17 protein-coding genes are annotated in these 21,821 nt (G+C 50.7%); 9 read left to right on the top strand and 8 right to left on the bottom strand.

Translation table 11 applies throughout. The features are described from left to right. Positions 1 to 85: 85 nt before the first annotated feature. The 4 genes from gldE to DEV76_RS06285 all read left to right on the top strand — a co-directional run bounded on the left by gldE (position 86) and on the right by DEV76_RS06285 (position 4,068). Complete coding sequence (gene gldE / locus DEV76_RS06300) at positions 86 to 1,420, top strand: gliding motility-associated protein GldE (RefSeq protein ID WP_109696700.1); 1,335 nt, start codon at positions 86 to 88, stop codon at positions 1,418 to 1,420. Further along, positions 1,417 to 2,010: a gliding motility lipoprotein GldD gene (gldD, locus tag DEV76_RS06295; RefSeq protein ID WP_109696226.1), complete on the top strand. Its 594-nt coding sequence runs from the start codon at positions 1,417 to 1,419 to the stop codon at positions 2,008 to 2,010. Before gldE ends, gldD begins: the two co-directional genes overlap by 4 nt. Before the next feature lie 7 nt (positions 2,011 to 2,017). Continuing rightward, positions 2,018 to 2,596: a DUF3109 family protein gene (locus tag DEV76_RS06290; RefSeq protein WP_109696224.1), complete on the top strand. Its 579-nt coding sequence runs from the start codon at positions 2,018 to 2,020 to the stop codon at positions 2,594 to 2,596. Between the two features lie 92 nt (positions 2,597 to 2,688). Continuing rightward, positions 2,689 to 4,068, top strand: coding sequence for a LutB/LldF family L-lactate oxidation iron-sulfur protein (locus DEV76_RS06285; RefSeq protein ID WP_109696222.1), 1,380 nt, complete (start codon positions 2,689 to 2,691; stop codon positions 4,066 to 4,068). A gap of 214 nt (positions 4,069 to 4,282) precedes the next feature. On the opposite strand, the gene DEV76_RS06280 is transcribed toward DEV76_RS06285, so the two are convergent. From DEV76_RS06280 to DEV76_RS06250, 7 genes are all read right to left on the bottom strand, one after another. Continuing rightward, a complete protein-coding gene (locus tag DEV76_RS06280) occupies positions 4,283 to 5,680 on the bottom strand; it encodes a carboxypeptidase-like regulatory domain-containing protein (protein WP_109696220.1) in 1,398 nt (465 codons plus the stop codon). Continuing rightward, on the bottom strand, positions 5,681 to 6,250 hold the full coding sequence (locus DEV76_RS06275) for an RNA polymerase sigma factor (RefSeq protein WP_109696218.1): 570 nt from the start codon (positions 6,248 to 6,250) through the stop codon (positions 5,681 to 5,683). Positions 6,251 to 6,635: 385 nt separating this feature from the next. Further along, entirely contained in the window at positions 6,636 to 8,153 is a 1,518-nt protein-coding gene (gene purH / locus DEV76_RS06270; protein ID WP_109696216.1) for a bifunctional phosphoribosylaminoimidazolecarboxamide formyltransferase/IMP cyclohydrolase, read from the bottom strand. A 12-nt stretch (positions 8,154 to 8,165) separates the two neighbouring features. Next, a complete protein-coding gene (locus DEV76_RS06265; protein WP_109696214.1) occupies positions 8,166 to 10,205 on the bottom strand; it encodes a ComEC/Rec2 family competence protein in 2,040 nt (679 codons plus the stop codon). 104 nt (positions 10,206 to 10,309) lie between these two features. After that, positions 10,310 to 13,126, bottom strand: coding sequence for a carbamoyl-phosphate synthase large subunit (carB, locus tag DEV76_RS06260; protein ID WP_109696212.1), 2,817 nt, complete (start codon positions 13,124 to 13,126; stop codon positions 10,310 to 10,312). 171 nt (positions 13,127 to 13,297) lie between these two features. Beyond that, a complete protein-coding gene (locus DEV76_RS06255) occupies positions 13,298 to 13,729 on the bottom strand; it encodes a hypothetical protein (protein WP_157962749.1) in 432 nt (143 codons plus the stop codon). A gap of 240 nt (positions 13,730 to 13,969) precedes the next feature. Further along, positions 13,970 to 14,548: a helix-turn-helix transcriptional regulator gene (locus DEV76_RS06250; protein WP_109696208.1), complete on the bottom strand. Its 579-nt coding sequence runs from the start codon at positions 14,546 to 14,548 to the stop codon at positions 13,970 to 13,972. A 122-nt stretch (positions 14,549 to 14,670) separates the two neighbouring features. On the opposite strand from DEV76_RS06250, the gene DEV76_RS06245 reads away from it, so the two are divergent. The 5 genes from DEV76_RS06245 (at position 14,671) to acs (ending at position 21,101) form a co-directional block, all read left to right on the top strand. Continuing rightward, positions 14,671 to 14,913, top strand: a complete 243-nt coding sequence (locus tag DEV76_RS06245) for a hypothetical protein (protein WP_109696206.1) — start codon at positions 14,671 to 14,673, stop codon at positions 14,911 to 14,913. A 98-nt stretch (positions 14,914 to 15,011) separates the two neighbouring features. Beyond that, entirely contained in the window at positions 15,012 to 15,296 is a 285-nt protein-coding gene (locus tag DEV76_RS06240; RefSeq protein ID WP_109696204.1) for a hypothetical protein, read from the top strand. A 114-nt stretch (positions 15,297 to 15,410) separates the two neighbouring features. Further along, entirely contained in the window at positions 15,411 to 17,831 is a 2,421-nt protein-coding gene (locus tag DEV76_RS06235) for a mechanosensitive ion channel family protein (protein ID WP_109696201.1), read from the top strand. Between the two features lie 48 nt (positions 17,832 to 17,879). Beyond that, a complete protein-coding gene (locus DEV76_RS06230; protein WP_109696199.1) occupies positions 17,880 to 19,022 on the top strand; it encodes a tetratricopeptide repeat protein in 1,143 nt (380 codons plus the stop codon). A gap of 165 nt (positions 19,023 to 19,187) precedes the next feature. Beyond that, positions 19,188 to 21,101: an acetate--CoA ligase gene (gene acs, locus DEV76_RS06225; protein WP_109696197.1), complete on the top strand. Its 1,914-nt coding sequence runs from the start codon at positions 19,188 to 19,190 to the stop codon at positions 21,099 to 21,101. Positions 21,102 to 21,180: 79 nt separating this feature from the next. On the opposite strand, the gene DEV76_RS06220 is transcribed toward acs, so the two are convergent. Beyond that, positions 21,181 to 21,735, bottom strand: a complete 555-nt coding sequence (locus tag DEV76_RS06220; protein WP_109696195.1) for a L,D-transpeptidase family protein — start codon at positions 21,733 to 21,735, stop codon at positions 21,181 to 21,183. Between the last annotated feature and the right edge of the window lie 86 nt (positions 21,736 to 21,821).

Below are 21,821 nucleotides of genomic sequence, written 5' to 3'. Positions count from 1 at the left end.
AAGCGATTCACCTCACCAAGACCTGAATTACTTTCCCCTTATTTTTGATCAAAGCTTCAACAACTTGGCTTATTTCCCGGATAGCATGCTACCGTTACTGAATGTATTCCTACAAAACCCGGCACCGGCCGCGGCCCCTGATGTGAATGTGCTGGTGTTCCTGCTGGTCATTTTCATACTGCTCCTGCTAACCTTTATCGTTTCCGGAGCAGAAGTCGCTTTCTTTTCCCTGAATTACAAGGACCTCAACGTCCTCAAAACCAGGCAAAACAATGCCGGCCGCATGATCACCAGGCTGCTCGAAAAACCCAAATCCCTGCTGGCATCCCTTCAGATCGCCAACATCCTTTTCAACATCGCCTTCATTTTTATCTCGAACTACCTCATTTACCAGGTAGAATCCCTCCAGGAACTCGCGGTTGTCTCTTTCGTGGTACGTATCGCCATTATCACTTTGGTGCTGCTCTTCTTCGGGCAGATCCTCCCCCGTGTATGGGCTACGCAGAACAATATGCGCTTTGCCACCTATTTCGCCTGGCTCATTCACCTCATCCACGCCACGCTGGAACCGGTAAGCAACTTCTTCGTTAACCTCAGCGAAAACATCGAAGCCCGCCTCTTTCACCGTAACTCCCGCCCCATCAACTACCGTGAGATCGATGAAGTGATCGAAATGAGCGTGGAACCCGGTGCTTCCCAGGAAGAGAAAAATATCGTCCGCGGCATCCTCAAATTCGGCAATATCGCCGTAAAACAGATCATGCGCACCCGGCTCGATGTAAACGGCCTCGAATACGACCTTCCTTTCAGTGAAGTCACCCAGCGCGTGGCCGACCTGCACTATTCCCGGCTACCTGTCTATAAAAACAACCTCGACACCATCGTTGGCGTTATCCATACCAAAGATCTGCTGCAGCACCTCGGCAAAGGCGATTCGTTCGACTGGCACGAAGTAATGCGCCAGCCGTTCTTTGTACATGAGCACAAACTCATTGAAGATCTCCTGAACGAGTTCCAGACCCGCCATATGCATTTTGCCGTGGTGGTAGACGAGTTTGGGGGCACCTCCGGCATCGTGACCCTGGAAGATATCATGGAAGAAGTGATCGGTGATATCAAAGATGAGTTCGACGAAGAAGAATTTAACTACAATAAAGTCAACGACCATACCTATGTGTTCGAAGGCAAAACCATGCTGAACGATGTGTGCCGCATCCTCAACATCGCCCCAGATACCTTTGAACAGGTGAAAGGCGAAAGCGATTCCATCGGCGGCCTCATACTGGAGCTTTCGGGTAAATTCCCTGAAGAAAACAGCGTTATCAGCTATGGCAACTTCGATTTCACCATCCTGGAAGTCACCAAAATGCGCATCCAGAAAGTACAGGTCAGCATCAAATCAGACATAGAATCGGAATGAAACGCCTCCTCCCGCTCCTGACCTTCGTTTTCTTCATCGCCGCCTGCCAGCAACAAGGCCAAACGCCCAAGCCGCGTGGCTATTTCAGGATCGATCTCCCGGAACGGCAATACCGCCTGTTCGATAGCGCAGGCTACCCATACACTTTCGAATATCCGGTGTACGCCAACGTGGTGAAAGACTCACTGTTTTTCGGAGAAGAAACCGAAAATCCATGGTGGATCAATGTTGAGTTCCCCCAATTCAATGGTAAAATCTACATGAGCTATAAAGTAATCGGAAAGAAAAATGCACTCGATGCATTGATCAACGATGCTTTTAAACTAAGCTATAAACATACTTATAAAGCAGAATCCATTGAGGAAGAAGCATTTACAACGCCAAACGGCGTTTCCGGCCTGTATTACCAGGTAGCGGGCAATGCTGCTTCCGCAAAGCAATTTTTTGCCACAGATTCTGCCAACCATTTTTTGCGTGGAGCGTTGTATTTTTACGCCCAGCCCAATGCCGATTCCCTGGCCCCGGTACACCGGTTTGTGGAGGAAGATATCAGGCATATGGTCAATACTCTGAAATGGAGACCAAACTGAGAGCAAGATGATAGTGATTGATGACAAATACATCAGCGATGATGTGGTCGAAAAGAATTTTGTGTGCAATCTCAACGCCTGTAAAGGCGCCTGCTGCGTAGCGGGCGATTGCGGCGCGCCGCTGGAGGAATCCGAACTGGAAACACTCCGCCGCATCTACCCTTCCATCAAACCTTTTCTTCGTGAAGAAGGCATCCGCGAACTGGAAGCCACCGGCCTCCATACGTGGGATGATGAGCATGGCCATGTAACACCCGTTATCAACGGCGCCATCTGCGCATACGCCTCTATCGATGAAAACGGTCACGTGGGCTGCGGTATAGAAAAAGCCTGGAAAGCCGGGGCTACCGATTACCGGAAACCCATTTCCTGCCATCTCTACCCCATCCGCATCACCAAATACGAAACCTTCGAGGCCGTTAACTACGACAAATGGAGTATCTGCAAACCGGCATGCAAGTTGGGTAACCAGCTGCAGGTTCCCGTGTATAAATTCCTGCACGAAGCCATCGTGAGAAAGTACGGAGAGGAATTCTACAACGTACTTGATCAGATCGCTACAGGACAGTACAGTGCAGAAGAATAAAACTTTGATAGCATATTTGCAGGGTCCTATACAATAGGCTCAATCTTTCTGTAACAAGTCCACCAGTGGACATTTTGACTATATTTACAGCCATGAATAAAACGGCCAGCACATTTCTCAGCGAAAGTGAAGTAAAAGCGGCGGACCTCGGCCACCGTAAAACCATCAACTTCAATATTGGCAAATACAACGCCGCAGTGAAGAACGGTAAAACGCAGTTTTCCGATCTTACCACTGCCCGTGAAAGGGCTAAGAATGTGAAATGGCGCGCCATTGAGAACCTCGATAAGCATCTCGAAGATTTTGAGATGAACTTTATCAAAAGAGGCGGCAAAGTGATCTGGGCCGAAACCGCAGAGCAGGCAAGAGAAGAAATCCTCGCCATCTGTAAGGCTAAGAATTGCAAATCCGTGGTAAAGAGTAAATCCATGGCCACGGAAGAAATTCATCTGAACGACTTCCTCCAGGAAAATAATATTGAAAGCATAGAAACGGATCTGGGCGAATACATCCAGCAGCTGGATGAGGAGCCCCCTTATCACATCGTGACCCCGGCGATGCATAAAAGCGCACAGCAGGTAGCGGATCTTTTCCATGAAAAGCTCGGCACCCCCGCTACACTTACACCGGAACAGCTCACGCTGGTAGCCCGCGACAAACTCCGCCAGAAGTACCTCGACGCAGAAGTGGGCATCACCGGTGCCAACTTCGTTATCGCAGACATCGGCGGCATTGCCATCACTGAAAACGAAGGCAACGCCAGGCTTACTACTTCTTTCCCTAAAACACACATTGCACTGATCGGGATCGAAAAAGTACTGCCTTCTATCACCGACCTCGCCCTTTTCTGGCCCCTGCTGGCTACTTACGGCACCGGCCAGAAGATCACTTCCTATAACTCCGTGTTCACCGGCCCGCGCCAGGAAGGAGAAACAGACGGTCCTGAAGAGATGTATGTCATCTTCCTCGACAATGGCCGTACCAACCTGCTGAAAGATGTGGAAGCCCGCGAGGCGCTCTATTGCATCCGCTGCGGCTCCTGCCTTAACGCCTGCCCCGTGTATAAAAACATCGGCGGCCATACTTACAAAACCACCTATAGCGGTCCTATCGGCTCCGTGATCACCCCGCACCTCAAAGGCGTGGGTGAATATATGCACCTTAGCTACGCCTCTTCGCTCTGCGGCAACTGTACGGAGGTATGCCCCGTACGCATCAATCTGCACGAGCTGCTGCTCCATAACCGCCATAAAGCGGTGGAAGAGCATCATACCGGTGGGGGTGAAAAACTGGGCTGGTTTGGCTGGAAGCAGGCATGCCTCAGCCGCAGGATGATGAACCTGGTGGGTGGTAAAACCAAAAACTTCGTGATCGGGAAACTCTTCGGCAGCGCCTGGGGCGACGATCAGCGCGAGTTACCCATCTTCGCACCCAAATCCTTTAACCAGCTCTGGAAGGAAAGAAAGAAGTAATTCAACTGAGAGATATTTGAAAAGGCCGGTGCATTGCCGGTCTTTTTTTATGGCTACTGTATCAATGCTGTATTCCTGCTAAGCTAATACCAAGCTATAGCTACAGGTATATGGTTTTAATACGGTTAGAATAGGGTTAGAAGACAATTTCAATACTGTTTCAGTACTTCAAAACGACTTTAATACACTTTATGAACCGCGTTCAGACCGGTTTTTATGGGAGGGGGTAGAGTTTAACGGGGATCATGGTTTCAACCTTCGACTTCCGGCCTTTTACAGGCGTCCATTTCGGGCCCTCATCTACACGCTTTTCTGCTGCAGCGCCTGCCGCTGGATGGAAGGGCTGGATGGCTTTGATTTGATGCAGCGAACTGTCTGCATGCACGGTAAAGGTTACCCTTACCATACCAGACAATGTATCCGGTAAACCGGCAACAGGTACAGGAGGCAATGCGTTCATGAACTGCAGGTAGGCATTAAGGCCAATAGCGGGCTGAGGCTGCACCCTGCCTTTTACGCCCGTGAGTACCACTTCTGAAAGTCCATTACTGTTGACGGGCAGGTAGATGTTCAGGTTACTTTTATCCATCGGCACGGGCACAACAGTGTTCTTATACCCTATGAACGACACATCCAGACTGGTGCGGGCACCGGCATTAACGGTGAGTGCAAAAGTGCCTGTACTATCCGTAATCACGCGCTTATTGGTAGAGCGTTCGTGCACAATAGCACCACGCATGAGTTCTCCTGTGGTAGCATCCAGTACTTTACCACTGATGAGGCGCAGATCGCCAGATTCATGATAGGAGGAATATTTAGATTCCACACCGGCTACTTTACCTTCCAGCTTCTGGCCCATATCGGGTTGTGCGTTCTGGCGTGCCAGGGGCGAGGTTTTGCGGCCGATGTATATCGTATCGTTCTTTGCAGCGTCCTGCGTCTGAAAAAAGGCGTTATCCTTTTGCTCTCTTTCCAATGCCGCTGCGGGAGGAGGAGGCGGAGCAGCGGCTACTACAGCCGGTGCGGATGCCACAGATCTGGCAGCACGGTCGCTCAATTCCTCATTCCGGGCAGATGCTTTGGCCAGTTCCGCTTCTTTAACTGCCGGGCGGGGAGCTGGTTTCTTTTTAGGAGCAACGGGGGCTTTATCGGCTGCAGTATTCCCGGCTTCATCTGCCGCTGCAGGAACAGCGGTATCCGGCTGTTGCATGGCAGCAGCAGGTGTTTGTGGAGTAAGGGTATCTTTTACTTTAGCAGCAGGCAGCTCCTGCGCCACTTCTTTCACAGCGGGTCCTCTTTGCAGAAGCAACACTGCAGAAATGGCCAGCAACAGCAGGATGCTTGCCGCGGCGAGCCAGCGGCGGTCTAAACGCCGAACTACCCCACCGGAAGCCGGCGTGGCTACTCTTTGCTGCAGGCGGGCACGCAGGTCGTCTAACACAGGCTCCCGGCGCTGAGGGCTTTTGCCGTAACCTTCGATCGCTTCGGCAAGGAACGGATCGTCCAGCGCCTGGCGTTCCAGGGCATGCATGGTTTTATCGTCCAGCTCGCCTGCCAGGTATTTGCGGATCAGATCCGCCGTAGGCTCGATATGTTTTTTCGGCGTTGCCATTTATTTTTTCTCCATACAGATCTTCAGATTCCTCTTTCCGTTCTGGATGTAGCTTTTTACTTTGGTCATGTCGAAGCCGGTAATTTCGGCTACTTCGCGGTAGCTTTTTTCCTGCAGGTAAAACAGGTCTACGCTGGTCTTCTGTTCCGCGGGCAGCTTTTCCATACAGCGCTCCATGGCCTGGAGGTTATCTTCCAGTCCATTCCCACTATCCGGATGATAATTATGCTCCGATTCCATAAAGCCATCCTCTTCCAGGGCTACAATTCTGCCCCGGGTACCCGCCTTCCGGATCTTCATGAGGCAATGGTTTCTTGCCAACACATGCAACCAACCCCTAAATGCCTGGATATCATGCTGTTTCACTTTCGGGATCAGCTCTTCGAATATCTGCATCACGGCATCTTTGGCGCTATCATCGTCGAGGTACTTGAGGCAAACACCATACACGAGGTCCATATAACGCTCATAGAGCGCAGCCAAAACCTCCAGCCGGCCGGTTTCCTTGTATTCCCGGACCAGTGAGGCGTCATCGGCTTCCTGCATGGTATGTTGCTGTAAAAAAGGCATTTGCGTCCGGCAATAGTACAAAATTTTGCCCTACGTGAGACATTTCAGGTCGAAATCAAAGGTGCATTCTCCTGTCATCCTCCATCCACCCTACTGCCATCCTCCGTCCAAACACCCTCAAACCCTTACTGTTGCTGGATACCGATGGAGGATGGATGGAGGATGGCAGCAGGATGTCAGTAGGTTTTGCAGACCTGTTGTTTGGGGCAACCAAGTTGTAACCTGTTCATAGACAATGAATAACACAAGTTTTGAAACGGTTTTTCGGGTTCTGCCAAACCGGTACTATCAGTCAAAATGGATAAATTTCAGAAAACGCCGTAAAACACAGAAAGGCCGCCCTAATAAGGCGGCCTTTCACATATGAATTTGATTCGCTAAGCGATTAGTGGCGGAAGTGGCGCATGCCGGTCACGATCATCACCATGCCGTTTTCTTTGGCAAAGTTGATGGAATCAGCATCGCGGATGGAACCTCCTGGCTGGATCACGGCGTTGATACCTTCGGCCTTGGCGATGCGTACGCAATCGTCGAAGGGGAAGAAGGCGTCGGATGCCATTGCAGCACCTTCGAGGCTGAAATTAAACTGCTTAGCCTTTTCGATGGCATGACGGAGGGCGTCGATACGGGAAGTCTGGCCGCAACCTTTACCAACTAACTGACGGTCTTTCACCAGTGCGATAGCGTTGGATTTGAGGTGCTTACATACGATGTTGGCGAATTCCAGATCGGCACGCTGTGCATCGGTAGCAGGCTGGGCGCCGGTATCGTTCCATTCTTTATAGCTGCCTTCGTCATTATCCTGTACCAGTACGCCATTCAGTACGTTCTTGAACATATGCGCAGGTTTCAGGGGCTGTTTCTGCAGGAGGAGGATGCGGTTTTTCTTAGCCTGCAGGATTTCCAGTGCAGCGGGCTCAAAGCCGGGGGCGATGAGGATCTCGAAGAAGATTTCGTTGATAGACTGTGCAGTTGCAGCATCTACCACCTTATTGCAGGCCAGAACGCCGCCAAAAGCGGATTCCTTATCGCCGGCGAGGGCAGCTTCCCAGGCTTCGGACAGGTTAGCGCGGCTCGCGATGCCACATACGTTGGTATGCTTGATCACTGCGAAAGTAGTTTCGGTGAACTCGGCGATGAGTTGCATGGCTGCATCTACGTCTACCAGGTTGTTATAGGAAAGCTCTTTACCATGCAGCTTATCGAACAGTTCGCTGAGGTTACCGAAGAAAACGCCTTTCTGGTGGGGGTTTTCGCCGTAACGGCAAACCTGGCCCTGGGGAACGGAGAGCTGGAAGTAATCCTTCTCTTCTTCGTTACGCAGCCACCAGGAAGCGATAGCGGTATCGTAATGCGCACAAACTTCGAATGCTTTGGCAGCGAAGTGGCGGCGCTGATCCAGAGTGGTAGCACCCTTGCCTTCAACCAGCACCTGTTCCAGCGAACCGTACTGATCTTTGGAGGCAACGATCACCACATCTTTATAGTTTTTACCGGCAGCACGGATGAGGGAAACACCGCCGATATCGATCTTCTCAATAATGGATTGCTCTTCAGTGGTGCTTTTCACCGTTTCTTCGAAAGGATAAAGGTCCACGATCACGAGGTCGATCTCGGGAATCTCGTACTGGGCAAGCTGCTCCAGATCCTGCGGGTTATCCCTGCGGGCGAGGATGCCACCAAATACTTTGGGGTGAAGGGTTTTCACGCGGCCACCGAGGATAGACGGATACGCGGTCAGGTCTTCTACAGCTACGCATTTCACACCGAGGTCTTCGATGAATTTCTGCGTTCCGCCGGTAGAATAAATAGTTACGCCCTGCTGGCCCAATGCCTTGACGATATTCTCCAGGTTGTCCTTATAGAACACGGAGATCAAAGCGGATTTGATTTGCTTCTGCATGCACAGTAATAATTAGAGATTTACAACGAAGGCTCCCATATCAGGAACCGAAAAGCTGCGCAAAGTTAGTTCCTTACACGCATTTTTCCATTCCTGTAGCCGGAAAGGCGGGACGGATGCGTCAAAAATCAGTAAGTCATATATGAAAAAATCTTTCAACCTGCTGATATTGACCTCTGCTTTATGTGACAACAAAATATAATCAATTTTGATTTTGTTGGCAGTAGATCGGGCAGGAAGCCGGCTGTTGAGGATAAGGAGCCGCTTGTTGCCGATGCATACAATCCTTTCGGGAGCCTTCCGGCTGAAAACGCCCGTATTGAAATACCAGGCCGCTCCCTGCAAAGCGGAAGTTACCTGTGCGGAACTATCTCCCTGCCAGAGTGCCGTATTCCCCCGGATACATGCCACAACCGTTGATTTAGGGATGTTCATTACCACAAGTGTCCGGTGCGAAAACGCGTTGATTTTTTCAACGGCATGCAATACAGATCCAATCAGAGCCAGCAAACAGGTTGCAAAGCAACATCTTTTACTGCGTAACATTCCTGCCGCCACCCCGCTGCACAGCACGGCGTAGAGTATGAAGGTTTCGGTAAGGGAGATGCGGATATTATTCCAAACCGCCCCGGGCAATGCACTGAGCCAGCCAATGGCGAGGTTCATCCCCTCTATCCCCCACCCTATTGCCCATCCCAACCAGCCCGCGCCTGCTTCCCACCACGATATTGCCATCAGCAGCAATTCTCCATACAGCAACATCGTACTCCATGGTACCGCTATTAGATTTGCCGGCAGAAAATACACGGGAAACTGCCTGAAATAATAGAGGCACACCGGCAGCGTGAATACCTGCGCAGCCAGCGAAACCGCCACCAGCTGCCAGATTTTATCGAGCCAGCTCCACCGGGGTGCCCAACACCCGTAAAGGGGCAGGTAACAGGTTTGTATCCCTGCAACCGCGAGGAACGACAGCTGAAAACCGGCATCAGTAAGGAATGCCGGGCAAAAGGCCAGCAGTAAAAAGGCAGCCGCAGCCAGGTTATTATGTGACGACACATGCCTGTTTACCAAATAACTACCTGCCGCAATTGCCGTGAACATCATCGCGGAACGGAGTACCGAAGCGGAAGCCCCTGTGAGCAGGGAAAAGAACCACAACACGGCAATCAGGAGAACTGCACGTAAAATATTGGCCCATCGCCTTTGGGGCAGCCATAGCATCAGCTGCACACCGCCCAGGTAAATCAGCCCCAGGTGCAATCCGGAAATTGCGATGATATGTACAACACCGGTGTTCGTATAATCACGGACCACATCTGCATCGAGATTGGCGCGGTAGCCCACCAGCAGCGCTTCCGCAATGCCAGCGTTTTCCTTTCCGGGAATATATGCCTCCAGTGTTTTTAAGGTGTATGCATGTGCGTTATAAAGCCACTGCTCCGCTTTCGAAAATCCATTGCCCGGAATTGGCCGCCATTGATATTTAGTAAGGAAGGCGCGGTGACAGATGCCGCGGCGTGCGCAATAAGCGGCATAGTCGTAGCTGCCGGGGTTTCCGGAATTGCGGATAAGTGCGGCATCTACACTGGCGAAGATGCGATTACCCGCTTTTAGTCCGGGGTCTTCCGCGAAATAGAGGATCATATTGCCAGTAGCAGTTTGGGGGATGCCCTTTGTCTGCACGCTTTCTATCCGGCATTCCGCCTTCCAGGAACGCGCCTTGCGTTGAGGGGTTTCCATCAGCGTAATACTCACTCTCAGAGTATCACCTCCGTAATGCCCTATCCACTGCGGATGCTGGCGGATGTCGGTAACTGCAGGCAGTAGCATCCCAGCACAAAACACGGCGCCCATCACACCCGCCCCCTGCAACGGGTGCAATGCATACCGCATCCGGAGAGGCAGCAGCAAGGGCAATGCCCAGCACGTTACACACAAACAAATCATGATCCATGGAATCTGCGGGAAGTACGTTCCCGCAAGGGCGCCCAGTGCCAGTAGCGGCAGCAGGCGCAGGAAAGGCGCAGCTTTCCAGACGTGGTTTTTCATCGGTTACAAACAATGGTACAGGTTGAATATACAGAAGATATCAATTCACAAAAAAAAGCCGCATCAGAAAATCTGATACGGCTTTCGGTATGGTAAACATGCCCTTATTTGCTGAGGTGCATGCTTCTTTCTTTGTAAAGCGTCCGGAAGTAAGGGTCGCGGAGGTCTTTGATGAAACGGATGGCTTCGCCGGTAGATTTCATCTCAGGGCCGAGTTCCTTATTCACACCGGGGAACTTGTTGAAAGAGAACACCGGTTCTTTGATCGCATAACCTGTGAGGTTTTTAGTGATCGTGAAATCAGTGAGCTTTTTAACACCCAGCATCACCTTGGTGGCGATGTTGAGGTAAGGTACCTGGTATGCTTTGGCAATGAACGGAGTGGTACGGGATGCGCGGGGGTTGGCTTCGATCACGAACACGTTGCCGTCTTTAATGGCGAACTGGATGTTGATGAGGCCACGGATGTCGAGCGCACGGGCAATCTTTTCCGCGTAGTATTCCATCGTTGCCAGCACCATTCCGGTGAGGTTGAACGCTGGCAGTACGGCGTTAGAGTCGCCGGAGTGGATACCTGCAGGCTCAATGTGCTCCATAATACCCATTACATGGAAATTCTCGCCGTCGAAGATCGCGTCGATCTCAGCTTCCTGACAACGGTCGAGGAAGTGATCGATGAGGATCTTATTGCCCGGGAGGTGCTTCAGCAGGCTGAGTACTGATTTCTCCAGCTCTTCCTCGTTGATAACAATCCGCATACGCTGGCCGCCGAGTACGTACGACGGGCGTACGAGTACGGGGTAGCCTACTTCCTTCGCTACTTCAATAGCATCGTCGGTGTTGTAAGCAGTGCCGTATTTCGGATAAGGAATACCCAGTTCTTTCAGCATGTCGGAGAAGCGGCCGCGGTCTTCCGCAATGTCCATGTTATCGAACGATGTACCGATGATGCGGATGCCTTTTTCGGTGAGGCGCTTGGCGAGCTTCAGTGCTGTTTGGCCACCGAGCTGTACGATAACGCCTTCCGGCTTCTCCAGTTCGATGATTTCCCAAAGGTGCTCCCAGTATACCGGTTCGAAGTACAGCTTGTCGGCCATATCAAAGTCGGTAGATACCGTTTCCGGGTTACAGTTAACCATGATGGCTTCGAAACCCGATTCCTGGATGGCCTGGAGGCCGTGGGTGCAGCAGTAATCGAATTCAATACCCTGACCAATGCGGTTGGGGCCTGAGCCGAGTACGATCACTTTCTTCTTATCAGTAGGGATGGATTCGTTTTCGGTATCGAAAGTGGAGTAGAAATAAGGTGTTTTAGCTTCGAACTCCGCAGCGCAGGTATCTACCATCTTGTAGGTACGGGTGATGCCTGCCGCTTTACGTTTTTCGTATACTTCCTCTTCTTCACAGTTGGTAAAGATGAGTGCAAGCTGCTTATCGGAGAAGCCCATTTGTTTGGCTTCTTTCAGGAGGTGCAGGGGCACAGAGTCGAGGTCGTGCTCCATCAGTTGTTTTTCCAGGGTCACGATATCGTTGATCTGGTGAAGGAACCAACGGTCGATCAATGTGGCCTGGTGGATGGATTTCACGGAAACACCTTCCATAAGGGCATCTTTGATGCGGAAGATACGATCCCAGGTGGGGCGTTTCAGTTTCTCCAGCAGCTGTTCGCTCTTCATGAGGGATTTGCCGTAGTAGCCGAGGCCAACAGCATCGTTCTCGAGCGACTGGCAGGCTTTCTGAAGGGCTTCGGTGAAAGTGCGGCCGATAGACATTACCTCACCAACAGATTTCATCTGGAGGCCGAGGGTATCGTCTGCCCCTTTGAACTTATCGAAGTTCCAGCGGGGCATTTTTACTATTACGTAGTCGAGCGCGGGCTCGAAGTAAGCAGAGGTGGTGCGGGTGATCTGGTTTTCCAGCTCGTCGAGGGTGTAACCGATGGCGAGTTTGGAAGCGATCTTGGCGATGGGGTAACCGGTGGCTTTGGAGGCCAGTGCAGAAGAGCGGCTTACGCGGGGGTTGATCTCGATGGCGATCAGCTCTTCGTTTTCCGGGTTCATGGCAAACTGTACGTTACAACCGCCGGCGAAGTTACCGAGGTCGCGCATCATCATGATGGCTTTATTGCGCATGTCCTGGAAAGCGGTATCGGAAAGGGTCATGGCAGGGGCCACGGTGATGGAGTCGCCTGTGTGAACGCCCATAGGGTCGAGGTTTTCAACCGTACAGATGATCACCACGTTATCGTTCTTATCACGGAGCAGCTCCAGTTCGTATTCCTTCCAGCCAAGTACTGCTTTTTCCACGAGCACTTCGTGAACGGGGGAAGCTTTGAGGCCGCGGTCGAGCTTTTCGTCGAGCTCATCGCGGTCATGTACGAAGCCGCCGCCGGTACCGCCGAGCGTGAAGCTGGGACGGATTACGAGGGGGAAGCCGATTTCCTGTGCAAATTCTTTGCCTTCGAGGAGGGAGTTGGCGGTGCGGGCAGAAGCAACGGGGATGCCGATGCGGATCATCCACTGGCGGAACTGCTCACGGTCTTCCGCTTTATCGATCGCCTTAATATCTACCCCAATCAGGCGGACATTGAATTTTTCCCAGATACCCAGCTCATCTACTTCTTTACAGAGATTGAGTGCCGTTTGACCGCCCATGGTGGGTAGTACTGCGTCAATTTCATTCTCTTCAAGAATCTGTTCTATGCTTTCCACGGTGAGCGGTAACAGATAAACCTTGTCGGCCATCATGGGATCGGTCATGATTGTGGCCGGATTGGAGTTTATGAGTATTACCTTGATCCCTTCTTCCCGCAGGGAGCGGGCCGCCTGGGAGCCGGAATAGTCAAATTCGCAAGCCTGACCGATAATAATGGGACCGGAACCAATAATGAGGACCGATTTGATTGATGTGTCTCTGGGCATCTTCTTAATTAGCTGTTTTTAATGAAAAACCTCCGATTTTTCATGCGCTGCGAGCGCACAAAAAAATCGTGCAAAATTAAGGGAATAATTGTGTTTTCCGGTTAAAAAAATGGAAGAAGCCCGGTAAATTTCTCGGTAGGGGTTTATTTTATATTTGAATTAATACCCAGATCACTCCGGCTGGGTGGCGTAAACGTATACCATTTTCCATTGCCCGTCTACTTTCTGAAACTCGAAATCCTCCATGGTGGCGGATTCTTCAGAGATCATGGACTTATCGTCATCATTGAGATCGCGGCGGTTTTTAAGGAGTCCGTACTTATTAATAAAGCTGTCGCGGGCAGGCATGTCGAGATAAGCGGAGAAGAAATTTGCAAATTCTTTGGCATCCACGGTGGTAACAGCCGTATCGGAGATGCTTTTACGGACAACGAGCGGGAATTCGATAAACCGGGAAACGGCAGTGTAATCTTTCTTCATGATGGCAGCATGCACTTTTTTCCAGTAGAGCTCAAACTCTTTTACTTCGGGAGCAGATGCCTGCTGGGCTTTCCCCACCAGCAGGATGAGGCACATGATCAAGGCGGATAGGCAGTGTTTCATAGCAAAGGGATCGGATAGTTTTATAGATATAGGATTGCTAATATATATAAAATGAATGTTTTTTTCCTCATTGAGGAGAAAATTTTCCGGATCCGCAATATACAGGTAACACAGTACCAATACTTTTGTACCGTAATAGCTATAAGAATTCTTCTGGTGTTTGTTAACATCAAGCCCTCAAGTTCCTGACCTGTGAAACCCTGAGGATGCTGTTGCCACTAAGGCAGCGGCATCTTTTTTTTAAGAATTGGCTGATGCGCTTTCCCGGAGCCGGGCTAATTCGAGGAGTGCAAGGTTATAGTCTTCCAGCAGTTTATAGTATTTGTCTTTCCAGGTTTCGGTTTCCACCAGCTCTGCGCCGCCATCTTCCACATTATTCCCGCCCACGAATTCTTTCTGGCTGATTTCCAGCACCTGGCACACTTTCTTGAGCTGATCGGGGGTGAATACCGGTTTCTCCAGGAGGTTATAGAGTGCCCTCCTGCTGAGGGCCATTCGATTAGCGAGGCGCGTTTTATTGAGGCCCTTTTCTTCAATCATTTCGTCGAGGCGGCGGCCATGATGCTGTTCCTGTGCCGGCTGAGGGAGGGCACGGCGCGGGTGCGTCCAGCCATAGAACTCGTCGAGGCTGATGCCCAACATTGTGCAGAACTCCAGCAGGGTGGATCGCTTAATGGCTTCCTTACGGAAATAATAATGGGCGATCTGGTTGCTGAAACCGGCCTGCCTGGCGAAATCCAGGATCTTCATGCCTTTGTCGCGAACGATCTGTTTCAGACGCGCGCCTTCATGAATTATATTTTTTGAAACCGACTCCAATGTAAATATATTTTGTTATACTTGTAATCGTTGTCAATGATAAATGTGATACGGACAATATCAATATAACATTTTTATTGACAAATTGTGCCAAGTTCAATCAAAATGATAAAATTTATCGCATGGAAACGAAGCCGATTACGTCACACAACCTACTGGTTTACCTGCACAGCGAGCTGGTGCAACTGCCCAAATCGTTCCGGGACCACGTATGCAGGGAGTGCGGATGGAGCAATGCCACATTTTACAGGAAGGCCAAAGGCACCTATCCGCTGACCAACGCCGAAAGAGATAAGATCATCTCTGTAGGTGACAAACTGCTGAAGAACATCAGCAATGTAAACAACCGCTTCAAAACCCGTTAACCGCGTGTTGCCCGTTTTTGCCCGACCCTGAACCGTCACGGCAATTCCAATCCGCCAGGACGGCGGAACCATTGTCAAACACCCAAAAACAGTAAACCATGCAGCCAAACACCTCAACTACCAACCAGGACGACCATCCCATTTACACCACCATCTCCCGCTTTCTCTCAGAACTCCACCACCAGGAAGGGAGGAACATCCGGCACGTGACCGTTACAGTTCACGGCACCGAATCACACTTCCGCCCCTGCCGCCAGGTACACCGGCTGGAGGTAACCCGCATGAAAGGCCACACTGCCCTCGCCTACCAGGAAATGACGCTGGATGCGCCGGTAGAAAATACCGTTATGCTGGTTGCGCTGGAGCCCGGAGCATCTCAATAATCAACACATTATCAACTTTATTGATTACGAAAAGGCCCTCCGGGGCCTTTTTTACGCCTTCAAGTGAACCGCAGCGCCCACATTTAAGTTAACTTTCAGTAACAACCCATTGAAATGAATATCCGTGTTTACACGCTCCTCTGTTTACTCCTGTGCTTCACCGGCGCCGCAGCACAGGCAGTCAAAACACCCATTACGCCGGATGCGCAGCAAAAACCTTCCGATACTGTTGTAACGGATGCCGTACAGCGCGTAGAGAATATCACCAAAATGCTCAACCGGGTGAACAATACCCTGCGCCGCGGGTTCGACACCCTGGAGATCTCCTCCGAACTGCCTGAATCGGAAAGGCTCGTCAAGATCCTTCATAACAGCATCCTTACTAACCCGCGCCTCCTCAATATCCGCAGCCTTTATGCCCTGCAGGTCATCCTTCTTGAAATGGAGCAGGAACATAACCGCTGGCAGCAATCACTATCGTCGTACAGCCGCGCGGTTACCGACATGAGTACAGAGATCAACAACATTTTGCACGATACTGTGCTGGAAAGGCTCCCAAAAGACCCCAGCCTGCAATCCCTGTATGTTAACCAGCTGTCGCAGCTCAACCGTAAATGGTTACAGGCCGATACCGCTAACCGAAACAGTCTTCTCCGCCTCGGCCTCCTGCAAAACCGCGTGGCCATGAATTACATCGCCATTACGGATATGCTCGATGAAGTGGATTTCAAACTAAATAATGCCCAGCGGCACATCTGGGGCCGTGAGGAAAATAATCTGTGGAGCGCACGGCCCGGAGATTATGAAAACGACTTCCCCCAGGTATTGAATAATTCCATCCTCGCCACGCACCGCGTGTTTACATTTTACCTCCGATATAACTGGGATGTGCATTTGCTCAATCTTGTACTCTTTACCGTCTACTTCGGCTGGCTGCTGGCAAGCATTTACCGGATAAAAAAGTACCATCACGACAAAAAAGGCATTTTCGGCAATACCCGCTATGCTGCCCGGCAACCGCTGTTAACATCACTGATCTTTATACTCACCATTGGCCCATTCCTGTACACCAATCCTCCGATCATTTTCATGGTTATCCTCTGGACGGTACTGGCCATTTGCGTGGGCCTGCTGCAGGCACGGGAAATGCCGGTATGGATGCGCTGGCTCTGGGGAGCCATGCTGGCCGTGTACATCGGCTATGCATTGCTCAATCTCCTCCTCCAGAATTCCTTCCTGGAAAGATGGGCACAGTTTGGATTGCAGGCCGTGATGCTGTTTGTATGCTGGCGCTTTTTGAAACGGCAGGAGCAGGAAGGGGGATATAACTGGCCTAAATACACCCAGCTGGTAGTGTACCTGGCCACTGCCATGATCCTTGCCGCTATGATGTGCAACTTCTTCGGACGGGTAATGCTGGCCAAATTCTTCGGCATCAGCGCCGTATTCGGCCTTATTTCGGCCCAGGCGTTACTCGTATTGGTACAATTGCTCTTCGAAACATTCTACCTCCATCTCGAAGCAAGCAAATCCAACAGCAGGTTCGCCGCTTTCCTCGACTTTAACCGCATCCGCGAAAGCCTCCGCTCTACTTTGTACCTTCTTGCAGCCATTGCATGGTTTGTCATCCTGCTGCGCAACCTGAATATCTATGCCATTATCCGCGACGAAGTACTGACTTTCCTCGAAGCAGAACGCAAACTGGGAAACACCACTTTCAGCTTTTCCAGCATCTTCATATTCATCGCGGTTATATGGGTAGCTTTCCAGATCAGTAAGGTAATGATGTTCATCTTCGGGCATCAGGATGGCAGTGGTTCCGTTAAAAAGAACCGGTGGAACAGCGCTGTGCTGCTCATCCGCCTGGGTGTACTCGGCGCCGGTATCCTGCTGGCATTTACCGCCTCCGGCATCCCCATGGACAAGCTTACTATTATTATTGGGGCGCTTAGTGTGGGTATTGGCTTTGGCTTGCAGAATATCGTGAACAACCTGGTATCTGGCGTGATCCTCGCTTTCGAAAAGCCGGTGGAAATAGGCGATGTGGTAGACGTGGGTGCGCAAAGCGGCACGGTAAAGGAAATCGGCATCCGCGCCAGCAAGATCGCCACTGTGGAAGGCTCTGTCGTGATCGTCCCTAATGGCGACCTCCTTTCACAACATATCACCAACTGGACGCTTACCACCCAGCTGAAGCGCAGTGAACTCATTGTAGGTGTAGCCTATGGCTCCGACCTGAAGCAGGTACAAACGCTGCTGGAAGCTGCCGTAAAAGCACAGGAAACCATTCAGCAACATCCGGCCCCACTGGTGGTGATCCATTTACTGAACGACAGCTCGGTAGATTTCCGGGTGCTATTCTGGACCGATATCAATGTTACACTGACAATAAAATCCGAACTCCTCCGGAATATCTACGAATCCCTGAATAGTAACGGTATAGAAATCCCTTTCCCCCAGCAGGATGTGCACATCCGGAGCGGTGGAGCCCCTCCGGCAGAAGAAAAACCTGTACCACCGGTGGCTGAAAACTAAATTTCCGAATAATCAACTAAATACTTAGTTTTAAAGAAACTCCCAGCCATGAGATACAGATTTCTTGTATTGGCCACCCTTATCTCGGCCACCGTTTCCGCGCAGGACAAGGTAGACAACAACCTGTTGATGGGTTACCTTCAGGAACAACAATACGACCAGGTGATCCGGTACATGGAAACCACCGTGCAACCACAGCATCCCAATGGCCTTGTTATCCTTGCGAATGCTTTATACCAGAACATGCAGCTGCCTGAAGCAGCCATCCAATACCGGAAAATCCTCACCATAGCGCCGGACCACATTACGGCCCATCAGCAACTGGGCAACATCGCCATTCAGCAGCAGCAATATGCCACCGCCGTGCCCCATTTCCAGAAATTGACAGAAGTGCGGCCCGGACAGGCATCTTATTGGAAACAGCTGGCCAGGGCATGCACAAACGTGGTTGGCCTGCAGGATTCAGCAAGGGTGTATATGGAGAAAGCATATCACCTCCAGCCCTATGATCCGGGGATCGTTTCGTTTATGGCAGATGAATACATGGGCGATAAAGAATTCGCGAAGGCAGACAGTGTGCTGAACAAATACTACATGACCGACAGTGCGAATATTTCCATCAATGCCATGCTCGTCAAATCATCCTACAATCTCAACAAATATGCAGACGCGGTGCGCTTTGGTTCACAGATACTGGAACAGCGGTCGTATGCCCCCATGGCGTACATGTATCTTTCCGTTACCTATTACCACCTGAAGCAATTCGACAGCTGTATAAAAGTCTATGATGTGATGACGGAGATGCTGGGCGATGCTCCGGAAACAGTGAAGTTCTATGCCGCCATGTCTTATGCAGGTATTAAATATTATGAGAAGAGCAACGTGCTTTTGCTGGAGTGCATCTCAACTGCCAAGTCCAAATCGCTCGACAGCTATTATGCTGCACTGGCGGGTAATTTCGAGCAAATGAAACAATACCGTGCGGCCATCAGCTACTACGATACCGCGTATTATCTGTTCAAAGACCCCATGCGACAGTATGGCATCGCGCGGATTTATGACCAGCAGATACAAGACCCTCAGCGGGCGCGAAAGCACTACCAGCTTTATTTAAAGAGCGCAAAGCCGGAATCGAAGAATGAGAAGGATATTCATACCTATGTGAAAGAACGGGTGAAAACCCTCCAGTAGCAAGGATTTCATGAAAAATATAACGCCCGTCTTACAAGACGGGCGTTTTTCGTTATTGAAATACTTCCAATGATATTTAAGCATTATTTGATATTGTTCAAACTTAATTGATTAAATTTAAGGCCCGTTAAAAAACTGTATTAAACATTTAATTTATCTGGTATCATGTCGTACCCGTACCAACTCAAGAGTTTTGATGATTACAAACAGGCCTGGCAGCACAGTGTAACGGATCCTGAAGGATTCTGGGCCAACGTGGCGGACCATTTTTACTGGCGCCGCAAGTGGGATAAGGTGCTGGAGTGGGATTTCAAGCAACCGGACGTAAAGTGGTTCACCGGAGCTAAGCTGAACATTACTGAAAACTGCCTCGACAGGCACCTGGGCACACTGGGCAATCAGCCCGCCATCATCTGGGAACCCAATGATCCGGAAGAGCGCCACCGTGTTTTGACTTATCGTGAATTGTACAATAAGGTTTGCCAGTTCGCCAATGTGCTGAAGAATAATGGTGTGAAGAAAGGCGACCGTGTATGTATTTATATGGGGATGATCCCCGAGCTGGCAATCGCCGTTCTGGCATGCGCACGCATCGGCGCCATCCACTCCGTGGTATTCGGCGGCTTCAGCGCACAGTCTATCGCTGACCGTATCCAGGATGCACAGGCAAGCCTGGTGATCACCTGCGACGGTGCTTTCCGCGGCGCTAAAGATATTCCTCTCAAATCCGTGATCGACGATGCGCTGATGGCTTGCCCTTCAGTAAAAAGAGTGATCGTTTGCACCCGTACCCGCACGCCGGTGAGCATGCTCAAAGGCCGCGATGTATGGTGGGAAGATGAGATCAAAGCTGTTGAAACCATGGGCAACCCGCCCGTGCCGGCCGAAGAAATGGATGCTGAAGATATGCTCTTCATCCTTTACACTTCCGGCTCTACCGGCAAGCCCAAAGGCGTGGTACACACCTGCGGCGGATATATGGTTTACGCCAATTACACTTTCATCAATACATTCCAGTATCAACCCGGACAGGTATATTTCTGTACAGCAGATATTGGCTGGATCACCGGCCATAGCTATATCGTGTACGGCCCCCTCAGCGCAGGCGCCACCACCCTGATGTTTGAAGGCGTACCAACCTACCCCGATGCCGGCCGTTTCTGGGATATCGTAGACAAGTTCCGTGTTAACATTCTCTATACCGCGCCAACAGCTATCCGCAGCCTCATGGGCTTTGGCCTTGGCCCGGTGAATCATAAAGATCTCAGCTCCCTCACTACGCTGGGTACCGTTGGTGAGCCTATCAACGAAGAAGCCTGGCATTGGTATAAAGACCAGATCGGCAAAGGCAGATGCCCTATTACCGACACCTGGTGGCAAACGGAAACGGGCGGTATCATGATCGCCCCTATCGCTGGTATTACGCCGGAAAAACCGGGCTATGCCACCCTCCCGTTGCCCGGCATTCAGCCCATCCTCGTGGATGAGAACGGTCAGGAAATCACCGGCAACGGTGTAAACGGCAACCTCTGTATCAAGTTCCCCTGGCCCGGTATGATCCGCACCACCTATGGCGATCACGAACGCTGCCGCACCACCTATTTCTCGACATACGAAAACCTCTACTTCACCGGCGACGGCTGCCTTCGCGATGAAGACGGATATTACCGTATCACCGGCCGCGTAGATGATGTACTCAACGTTAGCGGCCACCGTATTGGTACCGCCGAAGTAGAGAACGCCATCAACATGCACGCAGGTGTGGTGGAAAGTGCGGTGGTTGGCTATCCGCATGAGATTAAAGGACAGGGCATCTATGCTTACGTAATCGCGGAACTTCATGTAAAAGATCCCGAGCTCACTAAGAAAGATATTATGCAAACCGTGGCCCGCATTATTGGCCCCATCGCCAAGCCGGACAAAATCCAGTTTGTAAGCGGCCTGCCCAAAACGCGCTCCGGTAAAATCATGCGCCGCATCCTCCGCAAAATCGCGGAAGGCGAGCTGGACAACCTGGGCGATACCTCTACCCTGCTCGACCCTTCTGTTGTGGAAGAAATCAAGCATTCCAGATTGTAATACGATACTGCACATACCAACTAAAAGAGGGATACCATGGTATCCCTCTTTTCTTTTATATGGTTAACGTGGTATCTCGTTATGGCCTGATCACTACGGGAGTGCCCACCTTCACAACTTCGAATATCTCATTGATATCTCCGTTCTTAAGGCTGACGCAGCCCAGCGTCCAGTTAATGCGCTGATCTACATAATAATCCCTGATCCCGGATGCATATTCCACCCCGTGCAGCCCGATGCCGCCGCCAAGATCAGTTCCCGGGTTTGCTTCCCCGCGCGATACGCGGCGGGCAAACTTCTCCATCGATTCGCTGTTGGGATAATCCAGCAACATAAACCGGCTCCACCGGTTGTCTATCCGCTTTTGCGAAATCCTGAATGTACCATTAGGTGTACGCTTGTCTCCCTCTGCAAACTTATCTGACTGATCGTTACTGCCGAATACCACTTTATAGATTTTCAGCAAAGTAACATCCTCATACACATACATCCGGTAATCGCTTTTATCGATCAGCAAAAACACTTTATCCGCATTGATACGGGAAGGGTTCAGCCGAACGCTGTAGAGATCGGAATTATTGTGCTCAAACGCGAAAAGCGGCAACAGGATGGACAGATAGCAAAAGCGCCACATGGATATACAGTAGGTTATTTTCTGGATTAACGCAGGCTACATCCGAATATTGTGCAAACAAAAAAGAGCGCCCGGGGGCGCTCTTT

The sequence above is a fragment of the Chitinophaga deserti genome, assembly GCF_003149455.1.
Lineage (GTDB): Bacteria > Bacteroidota > Bacteroidia > Chitinophagales > Chitinophagaceae > Chitinophaga > Chitinophaga deserti.
This window is presented reverse-complemented; position numbering and strand designations above follow the sequence as displayed.